Source organism: Hymenobacter metallicola, assembly GCF_004745645.1.
Taxonomy (GTDB): domain Bacteria; phylum Bacteroidota; class Bacteroidia; order Cytophagales; family Hymenobacteraceae; genus Hymenobacter; species Hymenobacter metallicola.
In genome coordinates this window covers 893502-912516 of sequence record NZ_SRMB01000002.1, presented here as the reverse complement: position 1 = coordinate 912516, position 19015 = coordinate 893502, and the positions used below count along the sequence as shown (strand labels likewise).

Genomic DNA, 19015 nt, shown 5'->3' with positions numbered 1-19015 from the left:
ACGTGCGCTTTGCCGGGGAAAGTGTGCTGGAAATGGAGAAATACGAGCCCGAATACTTCCGGCCCCGAAAGCCGCCTATTCCCGTGGATATGGTCTACCAGTTGGAGGCCGGGAAATTCTACCGCATTGACTTGGCCTATAAGAACATCCAGGGCGTGTCGCGGGCGGTGCTGTCGTGGGCTAGGCCAGGGGCGCTGGGCAACCCCGCCACGCTGGAGGCCGCCTTTGCCGCGAAAGACCGAACGAGGCTGACGGTAATTCCCAAGCAGTTTCTGTATCCGGAGTTGCCCCGGCCGCTGCCCGCGCCCGCGCCGGTTGTGGCCGCCAAACCGGCGAAAATATCCGTCGCCGTCCCCAAACTAGCCGTGGCCGCGGCCCGCCCCGCCAGGCCGGTCGTAGCGGTGCCCAAGCCAGTTCCTGTTCGGGCGGCGGAGCCCGTGATTGAGTTGCCCGACCTGAGTGCCCTGAGCAAAGGCGCGGCCGTAACCTTGCCAAACCTGTATTTCACCCAGAGCACGGCCGTGCTGCTGCCTTCTTCCCGGCCCATGCTGAATGCCCTGGTTCGAAACCTGCAGGAGCAGCCCGCCCTTCAGCTCGAAATTGCGGGCCATACCGACAACGTAGGGGAGCCAGCCAAAAACCTGCGCCTTTCCGAGCAGCGGGCCCGGGTCGTGCGCCGCTACTTAGTGCAGCAGGGCATCGACTCGGTGCGGCTCACGGCCCGGGGCTACGGCGGCACCCGCCCGGTAGCCGATAACCGCGACCCGCAGCAGCGGCCCCGCAACCGCCGCGTGGAAATCGTGGTGCAGTAACGGGAAAGTTGAGCCGTAAAAACATTTATGTAGCTACATCGGTTTGGAAGCGTCAACCAACCGGCCATTATGGCTGGTCCCGTATAGCCTGACGTTACGATTTGCACCCATGAGCCAAGCCTCCAACCTCTTCACGCCCTTCCAGATGGGCGCCCTCACGCTGCCCAACCGCCTGGTAATGGCGCCCATGACCCGCAGTCGGGCCAAAAATGACGGCAATGTACCCACCGACTCGACGGTGAAATACTACGAGCAGCGCGCCTCGGCGGGCCTCATCATCACCGAAGGCGCCCAGATTTCGCCCCAGGGCGTGGGCTATGTGTTTACGCCCGGCATCTACTCCGCAGCCCAGGTAGCGGGCTGGCGCAAGGTAACCGATGCGGTGCACGCCGCCGGGGGCCGGATTTTCATCCAGCTCTGGCACGTGGGCCGCATTTCCCACCCCGACTTCCACAACGGGGAGCTGCCCGTGGCACCGTCGGCAGTGCAGCCTACCGGCGTGCAAGCCTATACCATCAATGGCATGCAGGAAATTCCGACGCCCCGCGCCCTGGAAACGGCCGAGGTGAAAGCTGTAGTCGAAGACTTCCGTAAAGCCGCCGCAAATGCCAAGGAAGCGGGATTTGATGGGGTCGAAATTCACGGCGCCAACGGTTACCTCGTCGACCAGTTTATTCAGGATGGCAGCAACCAGCGCACCGATGAGTATGGCGGCAGCGTGGAAAACCGCGCCCGTTTTGCCCTGGAAGTCGTGCAAGCCGCTGCCGAGGTTTTCGGTGCCGACCGGGTCGGCATTCGTCTTTCGCCCACGGGCGCTATGGGCGGCATCAACGACTCGGACCGGGTGAAGACCTTCCGTTACGTGGCCGAGCAGCTCAACCAGCTGGGCCTGGCGTATCTGCACGTCATTGAGGCCCTGCCCGGCCACCCCATGGCCCCCCAGCCCGGCCAGGAGTTGGTAGCGGCTCACCTGCGCAAAGCCTTTACCGGCCCCTTCATTCTCAACGGCGGCTACACCCAGGAAACCGCCGAAAAGGCCCTGGCCAACAACGAGGCCGACCTGATTGCCTTCGGGGTGCCCTTTATTGCCAACCCCGACCTGGTAGAGCGCCTCGAGCAAGGAGCCGCCCTGAACACGCCCGACCCTGCCACCTTTTACGCTGGCGACGACAACGGCTACATCGACTACCCCACGCTGACGGAAACGCCCGTAGCCACGGAGCAGTAGTCGTATCGTAAATAACCCTAAAGCCCTGCTGCGCATTGTCCGCGGCAGGGCTTTTTTGGGCCCCGCCGCTAGGGCCGGCGGCGTACAGCGGCGGAATCGGGCCGGATTTGCAACTGCAGCAGCTGGGCATCCAGGGCATGCAGCCGCAGCTGGGGAAGAGCCCGGTGCTGCCGCAAAAAATCCGCTACCGCCGGGCTAGGCGCTGCATTCGGGTTAAGGTCGAATAGCATCAGCACGGGCCGGCTGGTGCGCAGGGGCTGGTGGGCGAGTAGCGAGTCGGCATCAATGATGATATGACCGGCCAGGCGCGCCGCTATTTCCACCCGCTTGTTATAGTAATTACGGGCAAACAGCACCGGCTCTCCGGGCCGCACCTTGCGCAGCAGTTCGTCGAGCTGGCGCACGTCGGAGGGGTAGCCGGGCCGCTTGTCCATTGAAAAGGCGGGCTGCTGCCAGACCAACTGAGCCGTGCGCCGGTTGCGCGTGACCAGTGACAAGAGCAGGGAAGCACCCAGCAGGGCCAGGGCCGCTGCCCGCAGCCCGGGCGAAAGTCGGGGCGGCCGGGCCAGCACCAGCACCAGCAGCATAGCCGACACACTCAAAAAGGCGGGTAGAAAATAGCGGGTATCAGCTACATAGGTCCACACGCCGCCGGCAAACCAGCCCACCAGCGCCGCCGGATACCGCAACGACAAGGCCACGAGCAACCCGGCGCAGAGCAGGGCCGTGCCGAGCAAAAGCAGGTGAAACAGCAGCCGGGGCGTCAGCTCCCGATGCCCGTCGCGCCGGGCCGCCCGCACTTCGTTGCGCAGCCCAAATACCACTACCGCCCCCACCAGCACCGATACAAGTCCTGCGCTTATTCGCCGGATAAATTCGCCCTGGGGAAGCCGGCTGAAGTCCAGCTCGTTCGAGAAAAAGCTGTGGTAGAGGACCGGGTCGAGTTGCAGCAGGTGGTGCCAGTACACCCCCCCGGTAGCGCGGGAGCTGGGCTCGGTGCTGAGCTGGGTATAAAACTGGGTGATGTAGTAGGCGTCGCCGGCCACGCGGGCCTGGTACACGAGCAGCCCGCCGACCAGGGCCGTGAGCAGCAGCAGGGCCGCCCCGGCCGGCCGGAGCAGCCCCGGCCGGCCCCGCCAGGCCACGAGCAGCAAAACGAGCGGCAGGAAAAAGGCCAGCGGATAGTAAGCAAACCGGAACAGGCAGGCGGCAAAGCCCAGCCCGCTCATCAGCAGCGCCGCTTGGATAGCCGCCGCCGGGCGTTGCTCGGCCGCGGGGCGGGTAAGCAGATGCAGTAGCAGGGCCAAGCCTCCCGAGTAGCACGCCAGGGCCAGCAAATCGGTGCCGAAAAGCAGGTGGAAGGGAGCATTGCTCAAGCCCCAGAACAGAAAGAATACGGCCGGTGCCCAGGGTACCAGCGTGCTACGCAAGGGCCGGAGCAGATACCACCACGCCGTTAGCAAGCCCAGCAGGCCGGCCCAGTGCATGAGCTGGGTAGCCAGCAGCACGCTGGGCGAAAGCTGCAGCAAGCCCGCCATAAGCCAGGCGTAGCCGGGCGGCCACAGATTCAGGGGCTCAAAGATGGGTTGGGAAAGATCCTGCCAGTTGACCCGCGCCAAGCTCACGCCCTGGCCCCGTAGCAGATTCACGGCGCTTTCCGTCTGGGTTTGCATGTCGCGCGTGAGCTGGGGCATCGCCAGCTCGTGGGCCCAGCGCAGCAGCACGGCCAAGCCCAATGCCAGGCGGTTAAGCAAATTCCAGGTGGGTTTCGAGGGCATGGGCCGGGGAGTGAAGCGGCGGCCGAACGAAGGGCAAGCTGCGAGGGAGGCAAAAGTATCCGGATTCGGCGGGGCCTGCAACCGCCCGTGAGCCGGCTCGACTATACGCCGCTTTTTACGTAAGTCCAAGCTCCAACCCTTACGCTCTGCCCCATGGCCGCCAAAAAAGCATCTACTTCTGCCCCAACCCCGAAGAAAACAGCCGCGCCCAAGCCCGAAAAGCGGCCCACGGCCAAGGATATGAAAGCCGAAAAGCTACCCTATCCGGCCAAGCAGGCCGATATGAAACAGCAGCCCGATACCGATTTTGCCAACTACAAAGCCGCCGGTAAGCTCGAGGGCAAGATTGCCCTCGTCACTGGCGCCGACTCCGGCATTGGGCGGGCCGTGGCCATTGCCTTTGCCCTGGAAGGCGCCGACGTAGCCGTGCTCTACAACGAAAACGACGTAGATGCCGAGGAAACCAAGCGTCAGATAGAAAAGCGTAAGCGCCGCTGCATCCTGCTCAAGCTCGACGTGCGCGACCCGGAGCAGTGCCGGCAGGCCGTGCGCCGCACCCGGGCCGAATTGGGCGGGCTCAACATTCTAGTCAACAACGCCGCCTTCCAGATGGCCCAGGAGAAATTCGAAGACATTCCCGAGGAGCAGATCCGCCGCACCTTCGACACCAATATTCTGGGCTATATCTGGATGGCCCAGGCCGCCGTGCCCCACCTGCAGCCCGGCGACTCCATCATCAACACGGGCAGCATCGTAGGCCTCACCGGCAACCCGTTGCTGATCGACTACACCGCCTCCAAGTCGGCCATTCACGCCTTTACCAAAAGCCTGGCCACCCACCTGGGCGAGCGGAATATCCGGGTCAACTGCGTGGTGCCCGGCCCGGTCTGGACGCCCAACATTCCGGCCACCATGCCGGCCGAGGAAATCGAAAAGTTTGGCTACGAAGTGGCCCTGCAGCGCCCTGGTCAGCCCGAGGAACTGGCTCCGGCCTACGTGCTGCTCGCCTCCCAGGATGGCTCGTTCATGACCGGCAGCCTGGTCCACGTCACGGGCGGTAAGCTTTCCAGCGACCAGTAACTACACTCGGTGCCCTTTCAGCAGTAGAAGGCTCAGCCGGACGTTGATAAGGAAAACAAAAAAGGCGCTTCCAGTGCGGAAGCGCCTTTTTCGTGAAAACAAGCCGGGTTATTCTACCACAATCCGGCGGCCCGTTGTCTGGCCCTCGGTTGTGAGTCGGAGCAGATAAATGCCTTTAGCCAAGCCCTGCAGATCAACCGGGTGCTGGGTCAGGGGGGCGTCGTGGCGCACTTGCAGGTGCAGCACCGGGCGGCCCAGGGCGTCGAGCAAGTCGGCTGAAATGGTCCGGGCCGGGCCCTCCACCTGCAGCGTCAGGCTGCCGTGGGCTGGGTTGGGGTAGCAGGCCAGGCGCAGGTCGCGCAGGGCCGACACCGTCGCGTCGGGACCCAGAATCGTCAGGCGCACCGCGGTGGCGGGGCTCACGCAGGCATTCAGCGAATCGACCACGTAGTACGTGTAAGTGCCTTGAGCAGTGCGGCCCGTGGCGAAGCTGGCGCCGGCAAACAGGCGCTGGGTCAGGGCAGCGTCGCTGTACCACACGGCTACCCCAAACGGGGCCACCGTGGCGGTCAGGTCGGGAATGGCCTGGCCCTGAATACCCGACTTGTTGGAAGCAACTGGAGCCGTGCGGGCCGCGGCTGTAAACTCGTAGGCGCCAATGTCGGGCGTCGTGGCATTGCGTGGGTTGCCGGCAATATCGGTCGTAACCCCCGCTACGGGCCGGGCCTTGCCGTCGAGGTTGCAGTTGGCGTTGGCCACGGGCCGCAGGTCGCCGGTCAGGGTGAGGCTGAATACGGGGTTGGTTATCAGGCTGTTGGCGTCCTGGGCGGTAGCCGTGCGCAAGGCAGCCAGGGTCGTCTGCTCGGCGCCGTTGAGGTAGGCCAACCGGGCCCGGTTGCCCTGGGCCGAGTAGGCGTTGTTGTTAATCAGGGTGAAGGGCGAAGCCGAGCCCGCCGCGTAGAGGGCGTAGGCCTTGCCCCCGGTGGCCGTGGTGGTCTGCTGATTCACCAGAATGTTGTTGACCAACGACACGTCGGTTACTCCGCTGGCTACCTGTACGGCCGCGGAAATAGGCGTGGCGCCCTCGGCAATATTGCCCGTGAGGCGAATGGAGTTGTAGCCCAGCCGGTAGCCGCCCCCCGAGGTCAGGTAGATGCCCTGGGGCACAAACTGCACGCCGTTGTCGCCGGAGCTCATCAGGTCCGAAATCATGTTGTTGACCACCGCCACGTTGGCATTGGCCCCGGTGGCCGATAGCCGGATACCGTAGGCGCCGAAGCTGCTGCTGGTGCCCGTGCCGGTGTGCACGATATTGCGGATCTGGTTGGCCGCAATCACGCCGTCGGAGGACGTTGTGCTGACGATGATGCCGGCCAGCGAGGGGCTGCTGGCCCGCGTGATGCCGGCAATGGTGTTGTTGTTAATAACAAAGCCCTGGGTAGCCTGCACCACAATGCCGTTGGCTCCCACGGCCTCGGTGCCCGTGCCGCCGATGGTGTTGTTGGCCGCCGTGAAATTGGTGCTGTTGGTCTGCACCTGAATACCGGTGGCGGTACGGGCAATGGTGCAGCCCCGCACGACGCCGTTGGCGGCCCCGCTGAAGGCCACGCCATAAGCCGAAGTCGCGCTGCCGCCCAGAATGCCCAGGTTGCGCAACGTCACATTGTCGCCGGTTACGAAAAGGCCCCCGCTGCTGCTGGCCGTGCCATTATTAACTAGGGCAAAGCTGCCCGTGGCATTTTCGATGGTTACGTTGTCGGCATCCACGATGAGCAGTGGGCTGGTAGCGGTAGCCGGTGCCGTCAGGGTCACATTTTGGGTGAGGGCCGGCCGAATAGTAACGGTGTTCGTGGTGCTGGAGCCGATGTTGGGGTTTAGCGTAATGGGGTAGGTTTCATTCGGATACGTAGCATCCTGCAGCACCAGCGTCAGCGGGCCGCCCAACTCACTGCCGTTCAGGTCGGCTACGGCAGCCGTCAAAGTGGTGTAGTCGGCGGTGGTGGCGGTACCTACCGTTTTGAGGCCGCTCAGCAAGCCCAGCACGCGGTAGGCATTCGGCTTGGTGGGGGCGCTGCTGATGTTGGCTACCGAAGTAGCAGCAAAGCCGGGGCTGGGCGTCGCACTCACGTTGGGTGTGGCCACCAGGTCCTGGGCCGTTACAAAATACTGGATGGAGTCGCCGGCCGCCGGAGCGGAGCGCAGCTTGCTAACATCCAGGGTGAAGTCGTAGCGGGTGGCGGTGCTGGAGCTGCCCGCTACCCACTTCCAGCCGTTGCCGGTAGCATCATTCGAAGCCGTGAAAACGTTGGCGTCGGTTTTCTTTTTGTAGTACAGGCGGGGACCAGTCGCGCCGGTGGCTACGCCGCTGGGGTCGGTTATGACGACATTAGCCAGGGTGCGGTTGCCGGAGTTGGCCATGCTGGGCAAGGGCTGGTAGGCAATGCTTGGGCCCGAAACATCCACTACCTGGAAGGCGCCTTCGTCGGCACCCAGGTCGGGCGACGTCACGGTGCGCGGGTTGCCGTCGATATCGGTCGGCACGGGCAGGGGCGAGCCAACCAGGCTCAGGCCGGCGCTTTCAACCTGGGTAGCCACGCCGGGCTGCAGGTGGGGGTCGGTCAGCGGGTTCACAAACGGCACATTTTCCGTCACGGCGCTTTGGTCGGCCGGGGCGGCGCGCTGCTTGTACTGGGCCAGGGTCTGGTCGACGGCCGGGGTGGTGGCTACGCCGTAGAAAATCGGTTTCTCGGCCGAGGGCGTGCCGGCGTAGAACAGGTTGTTGTTAGAAGCCGCCGCCAGATTGCTCAGCACGGCAGTGCTCTTGAAAAAAGCCGCGGCCACGCCGCCCCCGCCGCTGGGCAGGGTTAGCAGGTTGACAAAGATGTTGTTGCGCAGATCAACGCCCGGGGAGCCCGAAATGTAGAAGGCGCCGCTCTTGTTGGTTGCAGCCGTCGGGGTGCCCGTCAGCACCACGGTGTTGTGGTAGCAATAGTTGGTCGTGCCACCCCGAAAGCTCAGGGCGCGTACCGAGGTGCCGGCCGTGCTGGCCAGGGCCCGGATGTCGTAGACGAAGTTGTTGTAAACGTAGTTGGTGGTGCCGGCCGTAATGTCCATGCCCGAGGCAAAGCCCGAGGTGCCGGTAGCCGCAATATCGTAGGTGTAGTTATTGTAAATGCTGTGCACCGTGCCGCTATTCACAAAAATGCCCTGCGAGGCACCCGTGCTGTTGGTGGCCGTCATGGCGTGCACGCGGTTGTCGAAGATGTCGGCGCTGTTGCTGGTGCCCGTCGAGTAGATGCCGTACACCGCGCTGGTACCCGTCAGGCCCGCCACCTCCGTGGATGCCACCTTGGCCGCCGTCTGACTGCGCAGGTAGATGCCGTAGACGATGCCCGTGGGCACGTTGGCCGGTCCGGCTCCAATGGTCAATACCCGGCTGGCGGCCCCGCCGGCCAGGGCCCCGATTTCGTTGCCGTTGTCGTAGTTGGTGCCACCCGCGTCGAGGTTGTAGCCGTAGAAGCAGTCCTGGATGGTGTTCGACAGGAAGCGGTTGCCGTTGTTGTTGCCGTCCTGCACAAACACCCCGGAGGTTTTGGTCGTGTTGGCCCGGTTCAGGTCCACGGTGCTGTTCAGCACCAGGTTGTTGGTGGCGCCACCTTTCAGCCAAAAGCCAAATTCCAGCTGCTGGGCCGCTGTGGTATTGCTGGCCGCATCCACCACGTCGATACCGTTGATGGTTACGAAGTCGGCCCCGTCGAGGGTGAGGCCCGCGTCGGTAGCGCCCGTGCCTGCGCCCTGCAGCTTGGGGTTGGCCCCGGGGCCTTCTTTAAGAAAGATAATGCGGCCCGTGGCCGTGCCGCTCACCGTAATAGCCGGGGGGATTTCGGCAAACACGGCCCCGCTTTTTACCTGAAACAGCACGCCGTCGGCGCCCACGCCCCCGGCGTTGAGGGCCGTAATAGCGGCGCTAAAGCTGGGGTAGTTGTTGGTTCCGGTACCGGCCGGGTCAATCGTTTTGATGCCGCTGAGCTGGGCGGCCGCCGGGTGAGCCAGCCCTAGGGCCAGCAGTGAGTAAAGAAGATGCTTCATACGCAATAGGAAGGGGCAATGAGTGGTAGTAAATCCTGTTCAAGGTAGACAAAACCTGGCTTACTGTGGGGCTTTTGCTATATAGAAATAAGCCCTGCTCTGCGATTCTTATAGCCCTGCTCAGGCCGGCTTGCAGAGTAAAGATCCTGCATAAGCTGTTGATTATTTTGAGGATCCGTCGCACAAAATCGCGCTGAGCTGGTTACTCATCCCGAACAAAGCTCGACGGCAATAACCTTCCGGGCGCTTAGCTCGTCAGTAACGTATATTCTATGGCATCCCTTTCCGATATGGCTTCTTCTCCTTACCCGGCGGGCACCGTGCGGGCCCTGTTGGCTACCGACCTGGTGACCGAAGCCACGCGCACGGCCCTGCTGGCCCGCCTCGGGGCGCCCGAGTACGAGCCGCAATATTTTGACGCGGCTACCTATGAGCTCTTGCGCATGGTAGCGGCCCGCCTGTTTCCGCAGCCCGACCGGGAAGCGCCCATCGAGCTGGCTCCGAGCATCGACCAGCGCCTGTTCACCGGGGGCTCCGACGGCTGGCGCTACGACGTGCTGCCCCCCGACCGGGAAACCTACCGGCTGGGGCTGGGCGGTATTCGGGAAAGTGCCCGGGTCATGTTTGGGCAATACTTCGAACTGCTGACCGGCGCCCAGCAGGATGCCGTGCTGCGAGCCGTGCAGAACGAAACCGCGCCGGGCCCCATCTGGGATACGCTGTCGGCCAACCGCTTCTTCGAGGAGCTGCTGGCCGAACTGACCGAGAACTACTACGCCCACCCCCTGGCCCAGGAAGAAATCGGCTACGTGGGCCTGGCCGACGTGCCCGGCTGGACCAAGATTACCCTCAACGAAAAAGAAGACCGGGAACCGGAGGAAGGTGAGATGGTGAACTGGTGAGTGGTCGTCTGAACTGCGCATACTGCGCAGGACCGCTCTTTCAGAACATCAAGCTCACCAGTTCACCATCTCACTATTTCACCGCTATGCCCGACGAAGAAACCCTGGAAGAAGGTGTGCTGAACCCCGTGAAGCCGGAAATTCAGGATCCGCTGTTGCAAAGCCTGCTGGCGGACAGCGCCGCGCCCAAAACACCCATCGTGCCCGAGCCCGCCCCGCTGGAAATTCCACTGCCCGCCGAAACCGTAGACTGCATCGTCATCGGGACCGGAGCCGGGGGCGCGCCGCTGCTGGCCCGCCTGGCTATGGCCGGCCTGAAAGTGGTGGCCCTGGAGGCCGGCCCCTGGCACGACCCCAAGAAGGATTTCGCTACCGACGAAAAAGCCCAGGAATTCCTGTTCTGGAACGACGAGCGGCTCTCGGCCGGTCACGACCCGGTGGCATTCGGTAAAAACAACTCCGGCACCGGCGTCGGGGGCTCCACGCTGCACTACACGGCCTACACCCCCCGCCCCCAGCCCGAAGACCTGCACCTGCACCGCGACTTCGGCGTGGGCCAGGACTGGCCCTTCGGCTACGAGGAGCTGGAACCCTATTTTGAGGAGCTGGAGCAGTTTCTGGGTATTTCGGGCCCCACACCGTATCCGTGGGGGCCGGCCCGCCGCAAGGGCTACCCGCTGGCCCCGCTGCCGCTGAACGGCGCCGCCCAGCTCATGCAGCGGGGCTGCGAGGTGCTGGGCATCAAGACTTCCCCCGCGGCTAATGCGGCCCTGTCGGCGCGCTACTACCAGGAGGGCGTGGGCTGGCGCGAGGCCTGCACCAACCGCGGCTTCTGCCAGGCCGGCTGCAGCACCGGGGCCAAGGCCAGCATGGACGTGACCTTCCTGCCCCTGGCCGCCGCCCACGGCGCCGACATCCGGCCCAACTCGTACGTCACCGAAATCGAGCGGGACGAGACGGGCAAAGTCACCGGCGTTATTTACCAGCAAAACGGGGAGGAGCAGCGCCTGCGCTGCCGCCACTTATTCTTGTGTGCCGGCGCTGTGGAAACTCCGCGGCTGCTCTTGCTCAACGAGTTGGCCCTGAGCAGCGGGCACGTGGGCCGCAACTTCATGGCCCACCCGGGCGTGCAGGTCTTCGGCACGTTTGCCGAGGAAGTGCGGCCGTTTAAGGGCATTCCGGGCTCCCTGATTTCCCAGGATACCTTCCGGCCCAAGGATGCCGATTTTGCCGGCGGCTATTTGCTGCAAAGCATTGGCATTATGCCCGTCACCTTTGCCGGGCAGGTGGCCCGGGGCCGGAAGCTCTGGGGGGAGGCGCTGCGCCAGTACATGCAGCAGTACAACCACATTGCCGGCATCAACATCCTGGGCGACTGTCTGCCCCACGTTGACAACTTCCTGGAGCTGGCCGAGGAAAAAGACGCCCGCGGCCTGCCCAAGCCCCGGCTGCACTTCACCAACCACGAAAACGAAATCCGGATGAACGCCCACGCCGAAAAGCTGATGCGCCAGATCTGGGAAGCGGCCGGCGCCACCGACATCTGGGCGTTTCCCCGCTCGGCCCACGTTATCGGCACGGCCCGCATGGGCCTCTCGGGCGACGACGCGGTGGTGGATGCCAACGGCAAGGCCTTCGACGTGCCCAACCTCTACATCTGCGACAACTCGGTGTTTCCCAGCGCCCTGAGCGTCAACCCCGCCCTGACCATCATGGCCCTGGCCCTGCGCACCGCCGATAAATTCCTGGAGAATCAGAAGTAGGCAATAGAACATCAATTCCCCTCCTTTTCAAGGAGGGGTGCCCGAAGGGCGGGGTGGTTCAGTCGTTGTTTAGCAGCACGATCTGCGTCTGCCTAAAACAACCGCCTGATTTTATTGATTATCAAACTAAACAACGTGGTCAACCACCCCCAGCCCCTCCTTATCTAAGGAGGGGAGCTACGTTCTACCAGAAACCTATGGCCAAAGACTTTCTGAAGCATATCAAAGCCCGGTTTGGGGAAGGCAACTACGCCGGTGACGAATTCGGCGGGGCCGGGGGGCGCGACGGCAGCGGCCTGCCCACCGGGGAACCCGGCAACTTCATGTTTGCCACCGGCATCGAGTGCTCGTATCCTACTATCGACCACGGCAAAACCCGCCGCGACCTGCTGGCCGAGTGCGGCCACTACGACCGGTGGAAAGAAGATTTGGCCTTGGTGAAAGACATGGGTCTGAAGGTGTTGCGCTATGGCTTGCCGTATTACAGCATCCATAAGGGGCCGGGGCAGTACGACTGGGAGTTTGCCGATCAGGCTATGGCCGAAATCCAGCGCCTGGGCATCACCCCGATTCTGGATTTGCTCCACTTCGGGGTGCCCGACTGGCTGGGCAACTTCCAGAACCCCGAGCTGCCGGTGTACTTCGCCGAATATGCCGAGGCCGTGGCCCGACGCTACCCCTGGGTGCGCTACTACACACCCGTCAACGAGATTTTTGTGACGGCCCGCATGAGCGCCAAAGACGGCATCTGGAACGAGCAGCTTACGTCGGATAAGGGCTTCGTGACGGCTATCAAGCACCTGGTGGCGGCCAGCATCATGGCCAACCAGCAGATTGCTCAGGTCCGGCCCGACTGCATCATCGTCCAAAGCGAGTCGGCCGAGTACATCCACGAGCTGCGGGCCAACCCCTGTGCCCGCATCAAGCTGGAAAACAAGCTGCGCTTCCTGGCCCTCGACCTGCTCTACGCCCACCATCCCGACGCCGACGTGCTCAACTACCTCTACGACAACGGCATGACCCGGGAGGAGTACGACTGGTTTATGGCCGGTGAGCCCCCGGGCTACCAGGTAATGGGCAACGACTACTACGGCCGCAACGAGCGAATCATCTTGCCCAGCGGTGAGGAATGCACCAGCATGGACGTGCTGGGCTGGTACAACATCACCCACGAGTACTACCTGCGCTACCGCAAGCCGGTGATGCACACCGAAACCAACGTCTTCGACGCCCACGACGCGCCCACCTGGCTCTGGAAGCAGTGGGTCAACATCCTGCGCATGCGGGAAGAGGGCATTCCGGTGCTGGGCTTCACCTGGTATTCCCTCATCGACCAGGTCGACTGGGACATCGGCTTGGCTCAGAAAGTGGGCAAAGTCAACGCCTGCGGCCTGTTCGACCTCGACCGAAACCCGCGCAAAGTCTCCGACGCCTACCGCCAGCTGCTGCAGGAGTACGGCCAGATTACCATCGTGCCCCACGGCGAGATGTTCCAGGTCACCAAGCAGCCCGCCACGCTGAAAGTGGAGGTGTAGGCCTGAAAAACGTGTCCTTGCGAGGCGCAGCCGAAGCCCTCCGTCCTCTGCGAAGGTAGTCACGCCCCTTACCTAGAAAGCCCTTTCCCCTAGCAGCAGGAAAGGGCTTTTTGTTGCCTGCTGCAGCGTCTGGTCGTCCGCGCAGTTACGATGATTTTTGTTCTTCAATGAAGAGACGCAAGTATGCGTCTCTTCATTGAAGAACAATCAAATGCTTTCCGGTAATAGGGCGGGAATACTCGCGTAGAGTACGAGTGGCCGCACTTCGCTCGTAAGGATAGGCTAAAAAGGCTTGGCCAAAACCAAAACAGCCGGCCTCCTCACGGAAGCCGGCTGTTTGGTGCAGAAAAAGGTAGGTCAGGTACTTGCTAAGCTAAACCGTAGCGGCGGCTACATGTTGCGTAGGCATCTCCACATCCACCCCCAGGCCTTTGGCAATGGCCATGCCCAGGCGGATGTCGGCGCGGAACCAGTGGCACAGCTGGCGCTGCACGATGAGGTCCTTCTTGGGGCCGGTGATGCCGCTCATCGAGCCTACGATGTTGGTGATGAGGTTCTGCTGGGCCTGGGCGTCGAGCAGGCGGAACAGGTTGCCGGGCTGGGTGTAGTGGTCGTTGTCGCCGGGGCCTTCGTTGCGGTCGAAGCGGTCGGCGTAGAGGCCGTCGAGCTCCTGGGCGGGTTCGCCTACCGTTTTGTCTTCCACCGGGCCGTCGAAGGAGTTAGGGAAGTAGTTGGGGCCGGGGCCGCCGTTGTCGCCGAGGGCCATCTGGCCGTCGCGCTGGTAGTTGCTGAAGCCGTAGGGGCAGGCATTCACGGGCAGGTGCTCGTAGTTGGCCCCCAGGCGGTAGCGCTGCGCGTCGGGGTAGCCCAAGAGGCGGCCCTGCAGCATTTTATCGGGCGAGTAGCCGATGCCGTCCACCACGTGGGCCGGGGCAAAGGCGGCCTGCTCGACGTGGGCGTGGTAGTTGACGGGCACTTCGTTGAGCTCCATCACACCCACTTCCTGGAGCGGGAATTCGCCCTGGGGCCACACCTTGGTCAAATCGAAGGGGTTCCAGCGGAAGGTGCGGGCCTGCTCCGGGGTCATGGTCTGGATGAACAGCTTCCAGCGGGGGAAGTTGCCGTTGTCGATGGCCGTGACCAGGTCGTGCTGGGCGAAGTCGGCGTCCTGGGCCTTCATCTGGGCCGAGTCGTCGCTGGTGAAGTTCTTCACGCCCTGCTCGGTGCGGAAGTGGAATTTCACCCAGGTCCGCTCGTTGTTGGCGTTGATCAGCGAGAAGGTGTGGGAGCCGTAGCCGTGCATATGGCGGTAGCCATAGGGCGTGCCCCGGTCCGACATCAGAATCGTGACCTGGTGCAGGCTTTCGGGGTTCAGGCTCCAGAAGTCCCACATCATCGTCGGCGACTTTAGGTTGCTCCGGGCCTCGCGCTTCTGGGTGTGGATAAAGTCGGGGAACTTCACCGGGTCTTTCACGAAGAACACCGGCGTGTTATTGCCCACCAGGTCCCAGTTGCCGTCTTCGGTGTAGAACTTCAGGGCGAAGCCGCGCGGGTCGCGCTCCGTATCGGCCGAGCCTTTTTCGCCGCCCACAGTGCTGAAACGGGCAAACATGCGGCACTCATTCCCAATTTTGCTGAAGAGCTTGGCCCGGGTCAGGTGGGTGATATCGTGGGTTACGGTGAAGGTACCGTAGGCCCCCGAGCCCTTGGCGTGCACTACGCGCTCCGGAATCCGCTCCCGGTTGAAGTGGGCCAGCTTTTCGTGCAGGAAGTAGTCTTGCAGCAGCAGCGGGCCCCGGGCCCCGGCCGACACCGAGTTCTGGTTGTCGAAAATCGGGCGGCCCGCCGCCGTGGTCAGCTTCTTGGGTTGAGTGGATTCTTCCATTGGAAAAGAAATGCAGAAAAAGGTTGGAGGTCGACTGCGCCCAACTGAACCGGCGCGGAGCAAAGGTTGAGCTTACTTGCCTATAATGAAAATTGATAATTTTGATACTTGTATAGTTTTTGTTGATGTTAAAACCGGAAAGCCCCGGGCTAGCCTGCTGCAGCAGACCCGCTCGGGGCTGATAGTGAGTAAGGTAAGTTGGTTTACCGGGCTTGTGCCCGAAACAAGTGAATCATAGCTTCTCCCGAACCTTTCCCGGCCTCGGTGGCCACGTACAGGTCGCCGCTGGCAGTAAAAGTCATGCCTTCCGCCTGGGGAAACAGGTCGTCGGGTAGGGGCTGGGCGGCCAGCAGTTGCCCATTCGTATCGAGCTCCACGATGCCGTTTTGTTTGGCCGATAATACGAATACGTGCCCGGTAACGGGGTGTACGGCCACGGCTGAGGGTGAAAAGGCCCGGCCGGAATCTTTCTTTTTGCCCTTCTTACCCGACTTCTGGGAACCAGCCTCGGGGGCCGGGCTGGCGTTGCGAATAGATTCTATGTCAAGTATATACGCGGGCTTAGCTTCGGCCTTGAAGGTGCCGGGCTGCAGGCGGTAAATGGCGCGCTGCCCGTAGGAGAGGCCGGCGCCGGGCTCGGCTTTGCAGGCCACCAGCAGGGTTTTGGAGGCGGCGTCGTAGGTCAGGCCTTCGGTTTCGTTGGCGAAGCTCAGGCCGGTTTCGAATTCCTCGGTTTTGCCGTTGGAGTAGCGAAACAGCTTTCCGTCGCTGCGCATAATGAACCAGTCGGAGCCCACGCGGGCCACGTCTTCGTAGTCGCCGCTGCCGGCGAAGGGAATCACCCGGTCGACTTTCTTGGTGTGGAGGTTGTACTCGTAGAGGTTGCCGGTTTCGTCTTCGATGCCGGTAATGTGGGTGGTACCGGCCAGGGCAATGCCCGACAGCTCGGCTAGCTCCGAGGGCATGGCGTAGGTAGCCGCCGGACGAGTAAAATCATAGCTCATCGTAGCCCGAACGGCGGGCTGAGCCGTGCGCTGGTTTACGTTCCGCACGGGTAGCGTAGCTTCGGCGGCGACATATTCACTTGACTTAGCCGCGGGGGAGCTGCACGCGGCCGACAGGGTGAGCAAAGCAAAAAGCAGGTTTTTCATAGGAAAACAGGTAAGAACAGGGAGCGGAAAATCGGACGGGTGGAGAGTTTATTGGCTGACAATACGGTGGGTCGGCGCCGGGGTACGGCCTTGGCATTCGGCCAGTTGGCGGCGGGCCTGGCGCAGCTCTTCGCTGAGCGCCACCCAGGAAGCATCGTCTTCCTCGTTGGTATCGTCATCGTCGGCGGCCGGGTTGCTGACGAGCCGCGCTGCGGCGGCCGGGACTGGCTGGACCGGGTTAGGGACCAGCAGCAGGTACACGTTGAGGCCAAAAGAGAGCAGCAGCACGGCCAGCCAGGCCAGCACTGGGGGAGAAGCATGCGTGGTGGGTTTCATGGGGTGTTTGCGTAGGTTCTCTGCAAAGCACCGGCCCCGACATTAACGTGGTCTGACTACCACATTAAAATAACCTGAACGCCCGGGCGCTTACGCGGCCGGCAGTAGCACCGTAACCGTGGTGCCCTGCCCGGAGCGGGAGTCGAGCAGTAGCCGGCCGGCGTGGACCTGAATAATCTTCTGGGTAATGGCCAGACCCAGGCCGTAGCCGGGCTTATCGTGCCCGTTGCGGCCCCGGAAGAGCGGCTCTAGCACCCGGGCGGCTTCCTCGGGCGGCAGGCCCGGGCCGGTATCGGCCACGGTAAGCCGCAGTGTGCGGCGCGACTCGTAGCCGAGCTGTACGCGCACGGCCTGGTCAGAATATTTGCAGGCGTTGTCGAGCAGGTTCAGCACGGCCGTTTGCAACAGCTGGGCATTGCCGCGCATCCCGAATACCTCTTCCACCGACTCGGGCCAGGTGCCGAAATCGACTTGAATGCTGCGGCCGGGGTAGCGCAGCTTGGCGGTTTCGACGGCCTGCAGCACCACCTCGTCGAACGACACGGGCGCGCGGGCAAAGGAGGTGTCGTCGGCTTTGGCCAGGGCCAGCAGTCCGTTGGTCAGGTCAATGACTTTCTGGATTTCCTCTACCGCCGAGTCGATGCTGCGTTTGGCGGCGGGCAGCTCGGTGTCGTAGGCCGAAGCCGTTTCGAGGGTGCCCAGCACGTTGGCCAGCGGGGTGCGCAGTTCGTGGGAGGCGTGGGCTACGAAGCTTTTCTGGTTTTCGAAAGCCTGCTCCAACCCGTTGAGCATCTGGTTGAACGTCATGGCCAGCTGGGCAATTTCGTCTTGCCGGTTGCCCTCGTCTACCCGCCGCTTCAGGTTGGAGGCCGTGATGCCCTTCACCTCGGCCACCATGCGCTGCAAGGGCCGCAGAGACCGGTCGGCAAACAGCCAGGCCGCCCCGATGATGAGCACCAGCGCCCCGAGGTTACCCCAGAGCAGAATCGAGGTCAGCGTATCAAATTCCCGGCCCCCGAACTGGTCGCGCCCGGCCACAAACACCAGGTATTCCCGCTTCTTATGCCGGTACACAATACCCAGGGTTTCGACCTTACCCTCCCGGAACCGAGCCGGCTTTTTGCGGGTAATCTTGGTGAAATACTCCGCGTCGCGGGCCGGGGCCGGTTCGTCTTCCTGGGCCAGGTGAAACACCAGGCGGCGCTGGGCATCGTAGATGCTGATCCGCTCATTGTGCATAGTCAGCAGGTCCTTCTTGCGGAAGCTGCGCAGCACCTCGGCGTCCAGACTGAGGCGACGAATCAGCAGGTTGGCCGTCTGCTCGGCCTTGCCCTCCAGGCGGTGGTAGAAGCGCAACTCCCGCGCCCGGGCACTGTAGTAATAGATGAACCCCGTCAGGCACAGCTGAATGGCAAACACCAGCACCATAAACCGCAGAATAAGCTTGTTGCGAATCAGCATGAGGAGGTGGTACTAATGGGGTGGAATGTGCTTAGGGGCTAATAACTACTGTGAGCAGTATGGGAAATGGGGAGAAGGTGTCCTTGCGAGGCGCAGCCGTGGCAATCCGTCCTCTGAAAGGTGCCGAGTTTCTATTTTGACAAGCCCTTTCTATAGCTGATATCAGGGCTTTCTGGGAAAAAAGTATGACTACCTTCGCTGAGGACGGATTGCTTCGCGCTGCTCGCCATGACGCATTATCCACATTCCGCACATTCCCCCGCATCAGCACATTAACTGCTTATTCCTCCCGCATCACGTAGCCCATGCCCACCACGGTGTGGATGAGCTTGGGCTCGTGGCCTTTGTCGAGCTTGCGGCGCAGGTGGCTGATGTAGACGTCGATGACGTTGGTATTGGTGTCGAAATCCAGCTCCCAGACTTTCTCGGTGATGTCGACGCGGGAAACGATTTTGCCCCGGTGCAGCAGCAGGTGTTCCAGCAAAGCGTATTCCTTGGCCGTCAGGTCGATGCGCTGCCCGGCGCGGGTCACGGTTTTGCTTTCCAGGTTGAGCTCCAGGTCGGCCATGCGCAGGGTGCGTTTCACGGCCGAGGCGTCGGCGTTGCGCTTGGTCAGGGCCCGGGCCCGCAGCAGCAGCTCCTGAAACTTAAAGGGCTTGACCAGGTAATCGTCGGCCCCGGCCTCGAAGCCCTGGGTTTTGTCTTCGAGGCTGTCGAGGGCCGTGAGCATCAGTACCGGCACGCGGGCGTTGTCGGCCCGGATAAGCTGGCAAAGCGCGAAGCCGTTGATGTGGGGCAGATTCACGTCGAGCACAATCAGGTCATAGCTGTTTTGGCGGAACAGCGAGAGGCCCATCTGCCCATCGTAGGCCACATCCAGCTCGTAGCCTTCGTTTTGGAAGCCCTTCTGAATGAATGAAGCCAGCTTGGGCTCATCCTCGACCAGTAGTAATTTCATGCGGCACGGGTGCGGTATTTCTGGAACTACGGTTGGG

Annotated in this window: 13 protein-coding genes; 6 read left to right on the top strand and 7 right to left on the bottom strand. The window is 62.6% G+C overall.

Features of this window, described 5'->3' with window-relative positions:
* The first annotated feature begins 2 nt into the window (after positions 1–2).
* Positions 3–812 carry an OmpA family protein gene (locus tag E5K02_RS14630; RefSeq protein ID WP_135395729.1) on the top strand — a complete coding sequence of 270 codons (810 nt, stop codon included), beginning with the start codon at positions 3–5 and terminating at the stop codon, positions 810–812.
* Positions 813–921: 109 nt separating this feature from the next.
* The gene (locus tag E5K02_RS14625) at positions 922–2040 is read left to right on the top strand and encodes an alkene reductase (RefSeq protein ID WP_135395727.1); all 1119 of its coding nucleotides are present in this window, start codon (positions 922–924) and stop codon (positions 2038–2040) included.
* A 68-nt stretch (positions 2041–2108) separates the two neighbouring features.
* Here the strand turns inward: E5K02_RS14625 and E5K02_RS14620 are convergent, their stop codons facing one another.
* Positions 2109–3818 (bottom strand): hypothetical protein, encoded by a 1710-nt coding sequence (locus E5K02_RS14620; RefSeq protein WP_135395726.1) that lies wholly within the window; start codon positions 3816–3818, stop codon positions 2109–2111.
* 240 nt (positions 3819–4058) lie between these two features.
* Here E5K02_RS14620 and E5K02_RS14615 point away from each other — a divergent pair, with 240 nt between their 5' ends.
* Positions 4059–4898 (top strand): SDR family oxidoreductase, encoded by an 840-nt coding sequence (locus E5K02_RS14615; protein WP_394346422.1) that lies wholly within the window; start codon positions 4059–4061, stop codon positions 4896–4898.
* Between the two features lie 108 nt (positions 4899–5006).
* Here the strand turns inward: E5K02_RS14615 and E5K02_RS14610 are convergent, their stop codons facing one another.
* A complete protein-coding gene (locus tag E5K02_RS14610; protein ID WP_135395722.1) occupies positions 5007–8987 on the bottom strand; it encodes a T9SS type A sorting domain-containing protein in 3981 nt (1326 codons plus the stop codon).
* A gap of 272 nt (positions 8988–9259) precedes the next feature.
* Between E5K02_RS14610 and E5K02_RS14605 the strand changes: the two genes are divergently transcribed.
* The 3 genes from E5K02_RS14605 to E5K02_RS14595 all read left to right on the top strand — a co-directional run bounded on the left by E5K02_RS14605 (position 9260) and on the right by E5K02_RS14595 (position 13187).
* Positions 9260–9889: a gluconate 2-dehydrogenase subunit 3 family protein gene (locus E5K02_RS14605; protein ID WP_240737283.1), complete on the top strand. Its 630-nt coding sequence runs from the start codon at positions 9260–9262 to the stop codon at positions 9887–9889.
* A gap of 86 nt (positions 9890–9975) precedes the next feature.
* On the top strand, positions 9976–11652 hold the full coding sequence (locus tag E5K02_RS14600; RefSeq protein WP_135395720.1) for a GMC family oxidoreductase: 1677 nt from the start codon (positions 9976–9978) through the stop codon (positions 11650–11652).
* A 197-nt stretch (positions 11653–11849) separates the two neighbouring features.
* A complete protein-coding gene (locus E5K02_RS14595) occupies positions 11850–13187 on the top strand; it encodes a family 1 glycosylhydrolase (protein WP_135395718.1) in 1338 nt (445 codons plus the stop codon).
* Between the two features lie 373 nt (positions 13188–13560).
* Here E5K02_RS14595 and E5K02_RS14590 read toward each other — a convergent pair whose 3' ends face one another.
* From E5K02_RS14590 to E5K02_RS14570, 5 genes are all read right to left on the bottom strand, one after another.
* Positions 13561–15072, bottom strand: coding sequence for a catalase (locus tag E5K02_RS14590; protein WP_135395716.1), 1512 nt, complete (start codon positions 15070–15072; stop codon positions 13561–13563).
* Between the two features lie 203 nt (positions 15073–15275).
* Positions 15276–16223, bottom strand: coding sequence for an SdiA-regulated domain-containing protein (locus tag E5K02_RS14585; protein ID WP_135395714.1), 948 nt, complete (start codon positions 16221–16223; stop codon positions 15276–15278).
* A 48-nt stretch (positions 16224–16271) separates the two neighbouring features.
* Positions 16272–16559 carry a hypothetical protein gene (locus E5K02_RS14580; RefSeq protein WP_135395712.1) on the bottom strand — a complete coding sequence of 96 codons (288 nt, stop codon included), beginning with the start codon at positions 16557–16559 and terminating at the stop codon, positions 16272–16274.
* Positions 16560–16649: 90 nt separating this feature from the next.
* A complete protein-coding gene (locus tag E5K02_RS14575) occupies positions 16650–18020 on the bottom strand; it encodes a sensor histidine kinase (RefSeq protein WP_135395710.1) in 1371 nt (456 codons plus the stop codon).
* A 280-nt stretch (positions 18021–18300) separates the two neighbouring features.
* Complete coding sequence (locus E5K02_RS14570) at positions 18301–18978, bottom strand: response regulator transcription factor (protein ID WP_135395708.1); 678 nt, start codon at positions 18976–18978, stop codon at positions 18301–18303.
* Positions 18979–19015 lie beyond the last annotated feature (37 nt).